The sequence below is a fragment of the Bifidobacterium sp. ESL0690 genome (genome assembly GCF_029392315.1).
In the GTDB taxonomy this organism is placed as follows: Bacteria; Actinomycetota; Actinomycetes; order Actinomycetales; family Bifidobacteriaceae; genus Bifidobacterium.
Genome location: NZ_CP113939.1, coordinates 1,193,037 through 1,208,220 on the forward strand (window position 1 = coordinate 1,193,037; position 15,184 = coordinate 1,208,220).

The 15,184-nt window shown below is 55.2% G+C and carries 11 protein-coding genes and 1 pseudogene; 10 read left to right on the forward strand and 2 right to left on the reverse strand.

What is annotated here, in order from left to right:
* Nucleotides 1-88: 88 nt before the first annotated feature.
* From uvrC to OZX62_RS04825, 10 genes and pseudogenes are all read left to right on the forward strand, one after another.
* A complete protein-coding gene (gene uvrC, locus OZX62_RS04780) occupies nucleotides 89-2,779 on the forward strand; it encodes an excinuclease ABC subunit UvrC (RefSeq protein WP_348519304.1) in 2,691 nt (896 codons plus the stop codon).
* Between the two features lie 101 nt (nucleotides 2,780-2,880).
* A complete protein-coding gene (locus OZX62_RS04785) occupies nucleotides 2,881-3,906 on the forward strand; it encodes a shikimate dehydrogenase (protein WP_277176878.1) in 1,026 nt (341 codons plus the stop codon).
* Between the two features lie 80 nt (nucleotides 3,907-3,986).
* Nucleotides 3,987-4,901 (forward strand): annotated as a pseudogene (rapZ, locus tag OZX62_RS04790) (RNase adapter RapZ); the annotation flags it as partial.
* Nucleotides 4,902-5,106: 205 nt separating this feature from the next.
* Complete coding sequence (whiA, locus tag OZX62_RS04795) at nucleotides 5,107-6,063, forward strand: DNA-binding protein WhiA (RefSeq protein ID WP_277176880.1); 957 nt, start codon at nucleotides 5,107-5,109, stop codon at nucleotides 6,061-6,063.
* A 288-nt stretch (nucleotides 6,064-6,351) separates the two neighbouring features.
* On the forward strand, nucleotides 6,352-7,557 hold the full coding sequence (locus OZX62_RS04800; RefSeq protein ID WP_277176881.1) for a phosphoglycerate kinase: 1,206 nt from the start codon (nucleotides 6,352-6,354) through the stop codon (nucleotides 7,555-7,557).
* Between the two features lie 201 nt (nucleotides 7,558-7,758).
* Complete coding sequence (gene tpiA / locus OZX62_RS04805) at nucleotides 7,759-8,562, forward strand: triose-phosphate isomerase (protein WP_277176882.1); 804 nt, start codon at nucleotides 7,759-7,761, stop codon at nucleotides 8,560-8,562.
* 88 nt (nucleotides 8,563-8,650) lie between these two features.
* Nucleotides 8,651-8,902, forward strand: a complete 252-nt coding sequence (gene secG / locus OZX62_RS04810; protein WP_277144763.1) for a preprotein translocase subunit SecG — start codon at nucleotides 8,651-8,653, stop codon at nucleotides 8,900-8,902.
* A 110-nt stretch (nucleotides 8,903-9,012) separates the two neighbouring features.
* Entirely contained in the window at nucleotides 9,013-9,852 is an 840-nt protein-coding gene (locus tag OZX62_RS04815; protein WP_277176883.1) for an HAD hydrolase family protein, read from the forward strand.
* 255 nt (nucleotides 9,853-10,107) lie between these two features.
* The gene (locus tag OZX62_RS04820) at nucleotides 10,108-10,599 is read left to right on the forward strand and encodes a hypothetical protein (protein WP_277176884.1); all 492 of its coding nucleotides are present in this window, start codon (nucleotides 10,108-10,110) and stop codon (nucleotides 10,597-10,599) included.
* 200 nt (nucleotides 10,600-10,799) lie between these two features.
* Complete coding sequence (locus OZX62_RS04825; RefSeq protein ID WP_277176885.1) at nucleotides 10,800-11,597, forward strand: alpha/beta fold hydrolase; 798 nt, start codon at nucleotides 10,800-10,802, stop codon at nucleotides 11,595-11,597.
* Between the two features lie 201 nt (nucleotides 11,598-11,798).
* Here OZX62_RS04825 and tal read toward each other — a convergent pair whose 3' ends face one another.
* A complete protein-coding gene (gene tal / locus OZX62_RS04830; protein WP_277176886.1) occupies nucleotides 11,799-12,902 on the reverse strand; it encodes a transaldolase in 1,104 nt (367 codons plus the stop codon).
* A 123-nt stretch (nucleotides 12,903-13,025) separates the two neighbouring features.
* Complete coding sequence (tkt, locus tag OZX62_RS04835; protein WP_277176887.1) at nucleotides 13,026-15,125, reverse strand: transketolase; 2,100 nt, start codon at nucleotides 15,123-15,125, stop codon at nucleotides 13,026-13,028.
* Between the last annotated feature and the right edge of the window lie 59 nt (nucleotides 15,126-15,184).

Consider the following 15,184-nt stretch of genomic DNA (forward strand, 5'->3'; position numbering starts at 1 on the left):
TAAGCACAGGTATGAGGTATAAATTCATATTCGAACTTCCGAAATGATTGACGGTTTAATTTGGTTTGAAAGGTAGGCAATGGCGGTAGTGGCAGACAAGCAGGGCAACGGTGACAGCACCGGCTGGCGCAAGACGACGCGTAAGCTGGGGGACACCCGCGACCTGTTCCGACCTGCAACCAGCGACATTCCCACCGATCCGGGCGTCTACAAATGGCGTGACGGCGATGGCAGGGTCATCTATGTCGGCAAAGCCAAGAACCTGCGTAACCGCCTCACCTTCTATTTCCAGCCGCTGAGTGAGCTCCACCCGCGTACGCAGAATATGGTGCTGACCGCCCGGAGTCTTGAATGGACGGTGGTCGGCACTGAGCTTGAGGCGCTGACCCTTGAATACACGTGGATCAAGGAATTTGACCCACGTTTCAACGTCGTATTCCGAGACGATAAGACGTATCCGTATTTGGCGGTTTCTCTGGGTGAAAAGTATCCGAGGGTGTGGGTGACGCGTAATCGCAAACGTCGTGACACCAGATATTTCGGGCCCTATGCGAAGGCTTGGGATTTGCGCCACAGCCTTGATAAGTTGCTCAAGGCGTTCCCGGTGCGTACCTGCACCAAGGCTGTATTCAACCGCGCTCACATGACCGATCGGCCGTGCCTGCTTGCCTCCATTGGCAAATGTTCCGCGCCGTGCGTCGGTCGTATCAGCGAAAAAGACCATCGCCGCATGACCGAACGACTTGTCGGCGTGCTTACCGGGCGTTATGGCACTTCATTCATCGCAGGCCTCACCAAAGAGATGAAGCAGGCCAGCGACGACATGGAATTCGAAAAGGCCGCGCGTCTGCGTGACCAGATTTCCATGCTCAAAACCGTGTCCGAACAGAACGCGGTCGTCTTCGATTCTGACGTGGACGCCGACGTGTTTGGCATGGAATCTGACGAGCTCGAAGCCTCAGTCCACGCCTTCTTCGTCCGTTCTGGTTCCATTCGCGGCGAACGCAACTGGAGCGTCAAACGCGTTGAGGATATTGACGATGCTGATTTGATCGCAGACTTGATTACGCAGGTGTATTCCGATCTGATGGGGGAGACCGACAGCCAGGCCAGTACTCCTTTGAATCTGCCGAGCAATGGTGAGGAATTATTGGAACAGAACGGTGACGTTTCCAGAGATGCTGACGATTCAGAATCCAATGAAGCTGAAGCACAACATTCGATTGATGAAGATATTCCATCTGATTCGAATTCCGTTTCTCGCGTTGATCAAATCGATTTTGATACCGGTGACAACAACGCAACAGCGGTGGATAGCCAAGCCGTAACGGAAGCTTCCACTTCAATTTCAGCGTCAGCCAATGGCGCCATCGATATCGTCGAACGTCGCGACGCGTTGGGCGCGACTCAAAGCATCACTGCCACCGACAGTCTTTCGCGTGCCCAGGCAACCCATATCCGTCGTGAACGCCAGATGCAGACCGGTCGCAGCGATTTGCTGGCGCCCATCGCACCTGTTCCCCGCGAGGTATTGGTCCCAATCGAACCGGCGCGACGCGATGAGCTAGAGGAATGGCTCAGCGGTCTGCGCGGTGCGGCCGTCACCATCCGTGTACCCAGCCGTGGCGAGAAAAAGACGCTCATGGATCGTGCCAACAGCAACGCAAAACAGGCGTTGCAGCGCAGCAAGATGAGTCGTATCAGCGACATCGGTGCACGTACCCAAGCGATGAACGACGTGGCGAAAGCGTTGGGGTTGAGCGAATCCCCGCTGCGTATTGAAGGCTACGATATCTCCAATACCATCGGCGGCATCTATCAGGTCGCTTCCATGGTGGTCTTTGAGGATGCGATAGCGAAGAAATCCGAATATCGCCGGTTCGCTATCCGCGGCAAAGACGGCAAGGGCGCCCTTGACGATCTGAGCGCCATGTACGAGACGCTCACCCGCAGATTCCGTCACGGCAACATCGCCGGTGATACCGGCGAAAGCATGGATAACGAGAAACGTGTCGAGCAGGCGGAGGCAGCGGCTCACAACCAATCCGCTCAAGTTGTTCGAGGCGCTGAAAGTAATCCCGATACAGCCGGTTCCAATGAGAATGCTGAAACTTCCTTCCAATCTCCAGCACGGGGGCAATCGCGGGAATCTGCGGATAACAGCAATAACGGTAGTAACAGCAGAAATGGTGATAACTGTAATCAGAATTCGATAAACGGGAGCACGAACTCCGAAGTCGTGGGTTTGACCAGCGTGGATGCCGTAGTCCAGCAAGACACGCATCCGCGTCATTTCGCCTATAAACCCAACCTCATCGTCGTCGACGGTGGCAAACCGCAGGTTGAAATTGCGGCCAAAGCCCTTCATGACTGCGGCGTCGATGATGTCGCGGTTTGCGGCTTGGCCAAGCGGCTTGAAGAAGTCTGGATTCCGGGGGAGGACTACCCGCTTATCCTGAAGCGCCAGTCCGAAGGCATGTATCTGCTCCAGCGTGTTCGCGACGAATCGCACCGCTTCGCCATCACCTACCACCGCAAGTCCCGACGCAAAGGTGCCTTGCGCTCCGCTCTCGATGATATCCCGGGCATTGGCGAAAGCTACCAAAAGAAACTGTTGCGTGCCTTCGGTTCGGTGAAGGGTATCCGCAAGGCCAGCCTCGAGGACTTGGAAGGTGTCAAAGGAATCGGCAAAGCCAAAGCGGAAGCCGTATACACCGCACTCCACAAAGATCTCGATGAGGCAAAGTCTTCATCAGCGACCGAATCCCGGACAAAGTAAGAAATCGCAATCGCAAAATACCTTATAAACAAGTCAGGAAAGATAAATCAGACTAGGCAAGTCGACAAAGACAACAGTAATCGACGAAAGGAACATGACCAATGACCAATGAGATCAACCATCGTTGCGCGGTTTTGGGCAAGCCTATAGCCCATTCGCTTTCGCCGGTGCTGCACAATGCGGCCTACAAGGCTCTTGGGCTTGACGACTGGCATTATTCACGCACTGAGGTCGGCGAAGACGATTTGGATGGTTTCCTCAGAACATTAGACCCTTCCTGGGCAGGGCTGAGCCTCACTATGCCGTTGAAACGAACGATCCAGCCTTACGGAACCCCTTCCGATACCTGGTCGAAAAAGCTTCTTGTGGCCAATACCGCTGTGTTCGATTGGTCAAAAGCGACGTCGAATCCGGATATCAAGCTTTACAACACCGATGTCGAAGGCATAGTAAAAGCCTTTTCCCATTGCTGGCAGTCTGCTGAATTCGAAAACTCCGGGCTGAAGAAGTCTAAGTCAGGGAATCTTCAGTCTGAGAAACCGACGAAAGCTGTCATTTCCGATGCATCCAACGAAACAGATACCGAAAAACCTTATCAACCCGGGGCAAAAGCCGTTATCCTAGGCAATGGTAATACGGCGCTTTCGGCTTTGGCTGCGTGTACGGAAATCGAAGTTCCTGGAACGGGCTCCATAACCCGCGTAACGGTCTGTGCCCGTCACCAGCATGACCATGACCCGATGAGGCGGCTTGCCCAATCGCAAGCCGATCTTGAATACGAACAGATTCCGCTTTCTCAAGCTGTCGAATGCTTACAACAAGCCGATATCGTCATCAACACCATACCGGCGCACGGGGCCGATGAGACGGCAGAGAAACTGGCCGATGCCCTTGCTGGTTCCAAGAACGTCTCGTCCGGCAAAACCCTACTGGACGTCGTCTATGACCCCCGTCCGACCAAGCTTATGCAGGTTTGGCGCGGCAAAGGCGGAACTGCTATCGGAGGCGAGGAAATGTTGTTATATCAGGCGATAGCCCAGGTCCGGTTGATGACGGTAGGGGCGCATATTATGGGAAGAGCAGATTTTGAACAGGCGATGAGAAGCGCCTTACAGGAGGCACTGTGATTTCGGAAACGCAAGGACCGGACGGCACCGGAAACAAGGTCGAAAAGACGGCCCCTGCACCCAAAGCGAATGACACGGGAAGTGCCGTTTCGTCGCCGACACATACCGATGAGCCCAAACCGGCCAAGGAATTCGAAGTCATGCTCATCACTGGCATGAGCGGCGCCGGACGTTCCCATGCCGCCGATTGCGTCGAAGACATGGGCTGGTATGTGGTCGATAACCTTCCTCCGAAACTCTTGATTCCGTTGGTCGATATGATGACCTCTTCCGGTTCCAAGGTTCATAAGCTCGCCGCCGTCATCGATGTGCGTTCGCGTAGTTATTTCGACGATCTTTCAGCCGTTCTGAGCCATTTGGACGATCTGGGCGTGCGCACGCATATTCTTTTCCTGGACGCCAGCGACAAGGTGCTCGTGCAACGTTACGAGTCCGTCCGCCGCCCACACCCGCTTCAGCACGGAAATCGTCTTATCGACGGCATCCGCGAGGAGCGCGAGCTGCTTTCCAATCTCAAGGAACGGGCGGATACCGTCATCGACACGTCAAGCCTGAGCATTCACCAGCTTTCGACAAAGCTTTACGAGGCTTTGCTCGGCAGCGGTGCAAAAACGGTTTCCGTCCACATTTTCAGTTTCGGCTTCAAATACGGAATTCCGCTTGATGCGGATTTCGTCGCCGATGTTCGGTTCCTGCCCAATCCGTATTGGGTGCCAAGTCTGCGCGAACTCAACGGCAACGATCAGCCGGTCAGCGACTATGTCCTTTCCAACGAAAGCGCGAAAGAATTCCTGGACGCGTACGAAAAGGCCATCATGGTGGCGATAAAGGGTTACGCTCAGGAAGATAAGCATTATGTCACAATTGCTGTTGGATGTACCGGTGGACAGCATCGTTCCGTGGCCATCAGTAATGAACTGGCGCAACGGTTCCGCGCTCACGGACTCAGTGTGACGGTATCCGCGAGGGAGTTGCACCGGCATGAGCGACATTAGTATTTTGTGTGGTTGTCAATCATTTTTAAACATTTGGTTGACGTAGATATCCGGCGGTAGACGTAAAAATAGGCAAGGGGAAGTCAAACGATGGATTCTTGTCCAAGTCATTCGCTATCACAGATAGCCGTGGCATGGCGTGAGATGACTCCGTTTAATGTTCCAATTACACTTACATGAAGAACGGGAAGTAGGAGGTTGGGCTTTGGCTCTTCTGAACGAGGTCAAAAGTGAGCTGGCAAGCGTAGAGACGGATTTGCCGGCCGCGAAGATGGCGCAAGCTGCGACGATGATGCGGTTTGGGGGAGGTCTGCGTCCCGTCGGCAACAAGGCCGTCATCCGTGCACAGTTCGATTCACTTGAGGCGACCGAGTGGCTGCGCAAGACCATCGCACATTATTTTCAGCGTGAAGCTAAAGTGACCAAAATCAGCAGGCAGACTCCCAACGGGATTGTGCAACGTTACGATTTGCTCGTCGAACGCGGCGCTACCGCACTGGCTCTGCAGACGGGTTTGCTCGACCGTCGTATGCATTTGGTCGAGGGACTTCCGGCAGAGGTCATCAGCGGCAATATCGCCCAGGTGAAAGCTGCATGGCGCGGTGCGTTCCTTGCCCGTGGCATGATTTCCGATCCGGGCAAATCCAGTTATCTTGAAATCATTTGTCCTTCGCATGAAACAGTGACGGCGTTGCAGGGCGCGGCACGCAGGCTTGGCATTTCGGCTCAGGCGCGTAAGGTCCGCAGTTCCGAACGTATTACACTTCGTGATTCCGATTCCATCGAACGCATGCTGATGCTGATGGGGGCGCCTCGTTCGGCTCGAGAGTGGACCGGCAAGCGTACGGACGGCGAAGCCCGCGGCAAAGCCAATCGTCTCGCGAACTTCGACGATGCGAACATGCGTCGTAGCGCCAAGGCCGCCGCCGAGGCCACTCAGAAGGTCAAGCAGGCCTTTGAGATTCTTGGCGACGATATTCCTGAAAATCTCAAGGCCGCCGGTGACCTGCGACTTCAGCACACCGATGCCAGCTTGGAAGAACTGGGTCGTCTTTCCAATCCGCCGATTACGAAAGACGCCATTGCCGGTCGTATCCGCCGCTTGCTGCAACTGGCAGCCAAAACGAAGCGGGCGCAGGAGCACCAGCAGGATAACGAGTAGTGGGCATCGATAAATGAGCCCCACAATTGCCGTATTTACTGGGCAATGGTAATTACAAAAATGTGCTTGTCTAATCGCCTGAAGACCGCTGTGGAAAATCGGTAAAATAAGCTCTGTGAGCGTTCACAAATTCATCGGTTTTTCCAAGCCAATCTTCATCGAAATCGGTTTTCTTGTTGGGCGAGGACTGTACCATTACAAGTGACATAGGTCACGATTTTGTACTCTTGCTTGGCCGGAGAAAACGGTTTTTCCGGCCGGGAACGGTTTTTCAAAGAAAGGATACCAATGAGGACACTCAAGGATTTAGGAGATCTGAAAGGCAAGAAGGTTCTTGTCCGCGCTGATTTCAATGTGCCGCTGAAGGGCACCACCATCACCGACGACGGCCGTATCCGCGCCGCTTTACCTACTATCAAGGAACTGCGTGCCGATGGCGCGAAGGTCATCCTGATGGCTCACCTCGGCCGCCCGAAGGGCAAGGTCGTCCCCGAACTTTCTCTGGCGCCTGTTGCCAAGCGCCTGGGCGAGCTGCTTGGTGTCGACGTGACGCTGGCCAATGACACCTACGGCCCGGATGCCCAGGCCAAGGTCGCCGCCATGAAGGACGGCGACGTTGTGCTGCTGCAAAACGTTCGCTACAACCCTGAAGAGACCAGCAAGGACGACGCCGAGCGTGCCGCCTATGCCAAGAAGATTGCCGCTCTGGGCGACGTCTTCGTCTCCGACGGTTTCGGCGTGGTCCACCGCGCACAGGGCTCCGACTACGATGTGGCCGCCGACCTGCCGAGCGCAGCTGGCAAGCTCATCGAGAAGGAAGTCAAGGCTCTCTCCCGTGCTACAGAGAACCCGGAGCGTCCGTTCACCGTCGTGCTCGGCGGCTCGAAGGTCTCCGACAAGCTCGGCGTCATCGAAAACCTGCTAAAGAAGGCCGATCGCCTGCTTATTGGCGGCGGTATGGCGTACACGTTCCTTGCGGCCAAGGGCTACGAGGTCGGCACTTCTCTGCTCGAGAAGGACCAGATCGAGACCGTCAAGGGCTACATGGACGAGGCCAAGAAGAACGGCGTGGAGCTCATTCTCCCCGTCGACGTCGTGGTCAACAAGGGCTTCCCGGACGGCAACACCCCGGTCAACCCGCAAATCGTCGACGCCGACAAGATTCCTTCCGACATGATGGGCCTCGACATCGGCCCGAAGACCCAGAAGCTCTTCCACGACAAGATCGTCGATTCCAAGACGGTCGTGTGGAACGGACCTGCAGGCGTCTTCGAGGTCGAGCAGTTCCAGGCCGGCACGAAGGCTGTCGCCCAGGGCATGGTCGACGCCACGGCCAAGGGTGCCTTCACCATCGTCGGCGGCGGCGATTCCGCTTCCGCAGTGCGTAACCTCGGCTTCCCGGAGGATGGCTTCTCTCACATCTCCACCGGTGGCGGCGCCTCCCTCGAGTTCCTCGAAGGCAAGACCCTTCCTGGACTCAAGGTGCTTGAGTAATCGATTATAAAACCGTTGGTGGTGTGGCGCTTTCAAGCTGAGTAGCTGAGATGCGCTACACTACTAACAGGAATGTTTGCGGACATGCCGTTTGGTATGTCCGCATTCTTTTTGCAAAGGGTTGCTGCAACGCTCGCTAGGGGAGTCGTTGCGGCAATTTGTCGCAGATAAACCGTAATTCCGTAGTTGGGAAGGAAAGCAATGTCCTCTGCACGTATTCCGTTGGTGGCCGGCAATTGGAAGATGAATTTCGACCATCTTGAAGCCACGTATTTCGTGCAAAAACTCGCCTGGCTCCTGCGCGACGCCCATTTCGACTACAAGCGCGTGGAAGTCGCACTGATGCCTACCTTCACCTCGATCCGCAGTGTCCAGGTCTTGGTCGAAGCCGACAAGCTCAAGATCAACTATGGTGCGCAGACCGTTTCCGTGACCAACCAGGGTGCGTTCACCGGTGACGTCAACGCCGACATGCTGGCACAGCTCGGTTGCAAGTACGTCATCGTAGGTCATTCCGAGCGTCGTAAATACCATCCCGAGGACGATGCCAACATCGTCGATCAGGTGCGTGCGGTGCTGACGGCCGGTATGCAGCCGATTCTTTGCGTGGGTGAAAGCATGGAGGAACGTCGCAAGGGCATTGAGCTTGATTTCGCCGTCGGCCAGGTCCACGACGTCACGCGCGACCTTTCCGACGAAGAAGCGGCCAAGCTGATCATCGCCTATGAACCCGTTTGGGCCATCGGAACAGGCCTTGTGGCCACTCCGGCCAGCGCTCAGGACGCGGCCAGGGCCATTCGAAGCAACCTGTATGAGACATTCGGTTCCAAGGTCTCGGAAGCTGTCCGAATCCTGTACGGCGGCTCGGTCAATTCGAAGAACGCCGTCGAGCTCATCAGTCAGCCTGATGTCGATGGATTCCTTATCGGCGGCGCCTCGCTTGACGCGGAAGAACTTGCGAAGATCTGCCGCCTCACGTTGAAAACCGTGACTTCTTCCCGCTGATTAATTGCGGATTACTAAGACATTTTCCGTACTTTGCGGTATAGTAAATAACTAGTGTTCTTGAACTGGAGGTTCAACTGTGTCGACAATGGCAATCGTCAAGCTGGTTCTGCAAATCATCCTTGTTATCTTCAGTGTCCTGTTGACGCTGCTCATTCTCATGCACAAGGGCAAGGGCGGCGGCCTTTCCGATATGTTCGGCGGTGGTCTCACTCAGAACGCAGGCACCTCCGGTGTCGCAGAAAAGAACCTGAACCGTTGGACGATTATCATCGCGCTTTTGTGGGTCGCCATCATCATCGCCTTGGGCCTGATGACGAAGTTCAACCTCATCAAGTAACTTTTAGCTTTTCTAAAATGCGTTTCATGGAAGGTTTCATGAAACGCATTTTTTATTCTCGGTTTCTATAATGCTAGCAGTTCGAACCGTCCGATTATTAAGGAGTGAATGTGACTGATATTGACCTGTCCGCGGGCGGCAAGCTGCTGGTAGTCGACTTGGACTTGACCGCGCTGTGTGGTGACGAATACGGTGAACGTTGGCTTTCAAAACGTAGCGAGAAAGCTTTTGAAGCCGCCTGTAAGGCCGGTAACATGGTGATGGTAGCGACGGCCAGGCCTCCAATGACCGCCTTTGATCTAGTTCAGCGTATCGGGGCTTCGGCGTGTGCCTATCATAACGGTGGCGTTGTCGATTTGGACTCTGAACATTCCTCTTTACAGGAGTTGAGCGACGATCAAAGTACTGGCAATAGTAGTATTCTCCGGTTCGGAGTCCCGGTTGAGCGATGCATAGAAGTTTGCCGCCAGTTGTTGGAACGGATTCCAGACTTGAGAATCGGCATCGAATTCAATGACACTCGTTATACAAATTTCGATTTGACCGAGGTTTGGCCGTCCCAGGAATATCAGCTGACCGATTTCAGCGATATGCCGTCAGGAATGGCACAAAAGATCATGATGTTTCCGACGGACGAGCAACAGAAACTTGTGAGGTCTTTGGTCCCGGATGACATGTCCCTGCTGATTTCAGAAGATGCCCTTTGGCTGCTGATGAATCCAAAAGCCACGAAACGCAACGCAATGAATTTGGCCTGCCAACATTTCGGCATTCCAATTTCGGATACCATCGCATTCGGAGATGACCTCATTGATATGGATCTGCTCGAACACGCAGGCCGTGGCGTCGCCGTGGCCAATGCTAAGTCCGAAGTCAAGGCCATCGCTGACGAAGTCTGCCCGTCAAATAACGATGACGGTGTTGCTCAGTGGATTGAAAAACACTTGTAATGAGTTCTGACTATATTGGCTTTTGCATTTGCAATGATGGATTTCGATTATTCCTTTCATACATGGCTACGGCAAGCGTCAGAATTATACAAAACTCTCCCTCCTGTTTGGTAGACTCAACTTCTAAGCAACGAAATCTTACGAAGAAGTCATGATCGAGAATGCAACGAAGCGGAGGAGCGAATGGTGATGAAAGAACGGATTGCGTGAGGAGATGAAAGCATCCGTACGCAGGACACAAGGCCGTCCAGATATGTGATTGGTGTGTCAATATGTAATCTTGAGGAGTCTACGGTTCGTTCTCAATTTAAAAAAGCCAAGTTATTGAAAGGTAAAAAGGTCCATTGGTATGATATGGACTCTCGAGAGCATGAAAAATCTATCTCATTAATCAACGGACTCAAGCTTCATCATGTTTCAATTTCAGCGGAACCACTGCTCAAAACCATGAGGCCAGAACGTGCGCGAAGAAAATGCCTTGAAACGCTGCTTCCAATACTGGAAATCCAATATGGAGTGACTCACCTTTTCATGGAATCACGAAACGTGAAACAAGACCATAATGAGCTACGTTTCATTCAGACTCTGCATGCAAAACAATTCGTGAGAGCGCTCCGTTATGAACTATTACCTGGAGGGTCGGATTCCAGACTGTGGTTGCCGGATCAGATTCTCGGCGCATCAGAGGGATGCGAATCGGAACGGCTTGTTGTTAATGATTTAGAACGTTTTTCAATATCTCTCTGATGGTTTGTTTCTATATGCTCAAGGTGAAGAACGAAAAATATTTGGTAAAACCAATTGCGTGGGATACAATATAGATATGCCTTTCCCTCGCTGAGGGTCTGGAAGCAGAAGCCGGATGTCCCTGTGTTTCATGGGGCCCGGCTTCCGCGTTTTTAGCTATGTTAAAAGACAAGTATCTTGTAGGAGAAGAAAGTAGTTATATGACCACGCAGCCTGAAGCGTATACGGTTGTCAAGGGGGAGGGACTGCCTATCATTCTTGCCCACGGCATGGGCGTGGACCATCGTTCGCTGATGATGCTTGACGATGCTTTTCCTCAGGGAACTCAACGTATTTATATGGATCTGCCGGGGTATGGCCAGACTCCGGCCTTGCCGGGTGTTGGGGGATTGTCGGAACTTGCCGAATGGTTCACGAATGCGGCCAATGAGCTGGTTGGTAACCAACGTTTCGCAATGCTAGGTAATTCCATGGGTGGTGCATTGGTTCGGGACACACTTTCCCGTGAGCCAAAACGTGTAGCAGGTGTTGCTTTGATTGCACCAGTGGTTGATCCGGTAATGTCGCATCGCCATTTGGCCGAACATATCATCAGCAATGCCAACCCCGACTTGACTCACAATCTTCCGCAAGATAAGGTCATTGATTTCGTCACCATGGGTGTCAACCAGTCGTTCGATGCCTGGCGTCGTTACCAGCGCTATATCCTTCCTGGAACGAAGCTCTGCGACCGCGATGCCAACACGAAGCTAGGTCAGCGCTATCTGCTTGATGGTAATCCTGAGCAACGTATGGGAACCTACACTGGTCCAACGCTCATCGTCACTGGCAAAGAGGATCAAGTTGTCGGATACGAAGACCAAAAGGCCTTGCTCCCACATTATCCCAACGCCGTTTACAAGGTCATCGACCCAGCCGGCCACAACATCCACATCGACAATCCCGAAGCCCTAAAACCCCTCCTCACCGAGTGGTCCACCAAGCTACTGAATAGTTAATTCAACTGGCTCCGTTTATCTGCCGACCTCCACTGCGTTAGTTATAAGTTTTTTATTCGCTGGCAGAAAGAGTCTCCTTTTGGAAACATAAGTGTGGGGCTGCCGATATACATTGTTCTGGCGTAAGCTTGGCCGAACGGCCTTGAGTGTCCAGAACAATGTATATCGGCAGCCCCACACGACTACCCCCTTTAAAGGGAATTAGCCATTGACGCGGTCAATGCCGGCCTGGGTGTCGGCGAGGACCGAATCCCAGGAGGCGATGAACTTGGCAACGCCGTCGGCTTCGAGCTGATCGGTGACATCCTTGATGTTGATGCCGAGGGCAGCGAGCTTGTCCATCACGGCCTGGCTCTCCTCATAGGTGCCTTCGATGCTCGGCTTGCCGTCACCGTGATCGGCGAGGGCGTTGAGCGTCTTTTCCGGCATGGTGTTGACGACGTCAGGAGCGACGAGCTCGTCGACATACTTGCAGTCGGAGTAGGCGGCGTTCTTGGTGCCGGTGGAGGCCCACAGCGGACGCTGTGCCTTCGCGCCCTTGGCTGCAAGCGCAGGCCAGCGAGGATCGTTGGCGAACTTCTCTTGCCACATCTTGTAGGCGAGGCGGGCATTGGCCACAGCGGCCTTGCCTTCCAGAGCCTTGGCCTCAGGCGAGCCGTTGGCTTCGAGCAGCTTGTCCACGGCGGTGTCGACGCGGGAGACGAAGAACGAGCCGACGGAAGCCATCTTGCTCAGGTCGTGGCCGTTCTTGGCAGCCTGTTCCATACCGGCGATGAAAGCGTCCATCACCTGGTTGTAGCGCTCGAGCGAGAAGATCAGCGTCACGTTGACGGAGATGCCCTTGGCGAGTGTGGCGGTGATGGCCGGCAGGCCTTCGAGGGTTGCCGGGATCTTGATCAGAGCGTTCGGACGATCGACCATCTTCCAAAGCAGTTCGGCCTGCTTCTCAGTGTTCTCGGTGTCGTGCGCCAGACGAGGATCGACCTCGATGGAGACGCGGCCGTCAACGTAATCGGTCTTCTCGGCGACTTCGCGGAAGATGTCGGTGGCGTTGCGCACGTCGGTGGTGGTCAGCTCGCGCACGGCGTCCTCGACGTTGATCTTGCCGAGTTCCTTGAGTTGTTCGTCGTAAGGTCCGACCTGAGCCAGAGCCTTCTGGAAGATGGACGGGTTGGTGGTCACACCGACGACGTTCTTGGTCTTGATGAGTTCCTGCAGATTGCCGGAGGTGATGCGGGTGCGATCAAGGTCGTCGAGCCAGATTGAAACGCCGGAATCACTGGTGCGTTGTGTTGCTTCTGTCATATTGTTTTCTCCTTATTCCAATAACGGTATTGGAAAGTTTTGTTTTTTTAAGCGATGCGGCCATTCACGGTTATTCGCACAATCGTTGAATAACCGCATCGCTTATAGTGTTGAGGCCAGGCTTCAGGCACGAGCCTCTTCGATGGAGGCTTCGGCTGCTTCGACCACGTGCTCGGCAGTGATGCCGAGGTCGATCATGTTCTGCGCGCCGTCGCCCTGCAGGCCGAAACGCTCGATGGAGATCGGCTTGCCGTAGCTGCCGAGGTACTTGTACCAAGGCTGGGCAACGCCGGCCTCGATGGAGACGCGGGCCTTAACGGACTTCGGAAGCACGGCTTCCTTGTAGTCGTCGTCCTGTTCCTCGAACCATTCCATGGAAGGCATGGAGACCACGCGGGCCTTGATGCCCTTGCTGGCAAGGGTCTTGGCGCCCTCGACGGCCCACTGGACTTCGGAACCGGTGGCCATGATGATGACATCAGGCTCGCCATCGGTGTCGACGAGGACGTAAGCGCCCTTGCGCACGCCGTCACGCGCCTTTTCGGCGGTTCCGGGGATCGTCGGCACACCCTGACGGGTGAGGATCATCGCGGTCGGCAGCGTGTTCTTCTTCTCGAAGAAGTAACGATAGGCCTCAGCGGTCTCGTACTCGTCGGCAGGGCGCACGACTTCCATATCAGGCATGGCGCGGAAGGCTGCGAGATGCTCGATCGGCTGGTGGGTCGGGCCGTCTTCACCGAGAGCCACGGAATCGTGGGTCCAGACGTAGAGGTTCGGAATCTTCATCAACGCGGCAAGACGCACGGCCGGACGCTCATAATCCGAGAACTGGAAGAACGTGCCGCCGAACGGACGAGTGTCGCTGCCCAGCAGGATGCCGTTGGTGATGGCGCCCATGGCGAACTCGCGAACGCCGAAGTGCAGCTGACGGCCATACTTGTTGGCTTCGGGCCAGGTGCGGGTCTCATCGGCCTTGGGGCCGAAAGTCTCGGCGCCGTCGATGTCGGTCTTGTTGGAACCTGCGAGATCGGCCGAGCCGCCCCACAGTTCCGGCATGACCTTGGCGATCGCGTTGATGACCTGACCGGAGGACTTACGGGTGGCGTTCTTGTCGCCGGCGGCGAAGCTCTTCTCAAGCTCGTCGATGGCCTCGTCGAAGCCCTCGGGGAGCTTCTTGGCCTTGATGCGGTCATAGAGCTTGGACTGCTCGGGGTTGGCCTTGCGCCAAGCGGCGAGCTTCTCGTCCCATTCCTTGTGAGCTTCGAGGCCACGGTCGGCGACCTTGCGGGCATGGGCAAGAGCCTCTTCGTCGACGGGGAAGTCGACGTCGGGATCGAAGCCGAGGACCTTCTTCAGGCCGGCGACGGCTTCCGGACCCAGCTTGGAGCCGTGGGCGGATTCGTTGTTGGTCTTGCCCGGGGTCGGCCAAGCCATCAGGGTGTCGACCTTGATGAACTTCGGACGATCGGTGACCTGTTCGGCCTTGTCGAGCGCCGCGGCGAGGGCTGCGGTGTCTTCCTTGTAGGAGCCATCGGGCTGGACGAAGCTGACTTCGTCGGTGTACCAGCCGTAGGCCTCATAACGCTTGAGGATGTCCTCGGAGAAGGTGAGCTTGGTGTCGCCTTCGATCTGGATGTGGTTGGCGTCGAAGATCACGGTCAAGTTGCCGAGACGTTCGTTGCCGGCGAGTGAGGAAGCCTCCGAAGAGACGCCTTCCTCAACGTCGCCTTCACCGCAGATGACCCAGACCTTGTGGTCGAAGGGCGAAGTGCCTTCCGGTGCGTTCGGGTCGAGCAGACCGCGTTCGAAACGCTGGCCGTAGGCGAAGCCGACGGCCGAGGCGAGACCTTGGCCGAGTGGGCCGGTGGTCATTTCCAGTCCTGGTGTCAGGCCGACCTCAGGATGGCCCGGAGTGCGCGTGTCGGCGCCGCCGCGGAAGTACTTGAGATCATCGATGGTCAAGCCATAACCGGAGAAGTAGAGCTGGACGTACTGCGTCAACGAGGCATGTCCGCCGGAGAGGATGAAACGGTCGCGACCGTCCCAGTGGGGGTCGTTGGGATCGTGCTTGATGTAATGCTGATAAAGCGTATAGGCGATTGGAGCCAGGGAAATGGGGGAGCCCGGGTGGCCGCTGCCAGCCCGCTCAACCGCGTCCGCGGAGAGCACCTTCGCCATCTTGACGGCGCGCTCGTCCAAATCCGACCAAGTGAAATCGGTCATAGGTTTATACTTTCCTTCCAATATTCCGGATGCCGCAAACACGGCTTATTCCGCGCCGC

Excerpts from the sequence above, each read along its gene's own strand:
- tpiA (WP_277176882.1), top strand. The coding sequence starts at position 7,759 with ATGTCCTCTGCACGTATTCCGTTGGTGGCCGGCAATTGGAAGATGAAT.
- tkt (WP_277176887.1), bottom strand. The coding sequence starts at position 15,125 with ATGACCGATTTCACTTGGTCGGATTTGGACGAGCGCGCCGTCAAGATG.
- tal (WP_277176886.1), bottom strand. The coding sequence starts at position 12,902 with ATGACAGAAGCAACACAACGCACCAGTGATTCCGGCGTTTCAATCTGG.
- OZX62_RS04785 (WP_277176878.1), top strand. The coding sequence starts at position 2,881 with ATGACCAATGAGATCAACCATCGTTGCGCGGTTTTGGGCAAGCCTATA.
- OZX62_RS04800 (WP_277176881.1), top strand. The coding sequence starts at position 6,352 with ATGAGGACACTCAAGGATTTAGGAGATCTGAAAGGCAAGAAGGTTCTT.
- secG (WP_277144763.1), top strand. The coding sequence starts at position 8,651 with ATGGCAATCGTCAAGCTGGTTCTGCAAATCATCCTTGTTATCTTCAGT.
- OZX62_RS04825 (WP_277176885.1), top strand. The coding sequence starts at position 10,800 with ATGACCACGCAGCCTGAAGCGTATACGGTTGTCAAGGGGGAGGGACTG.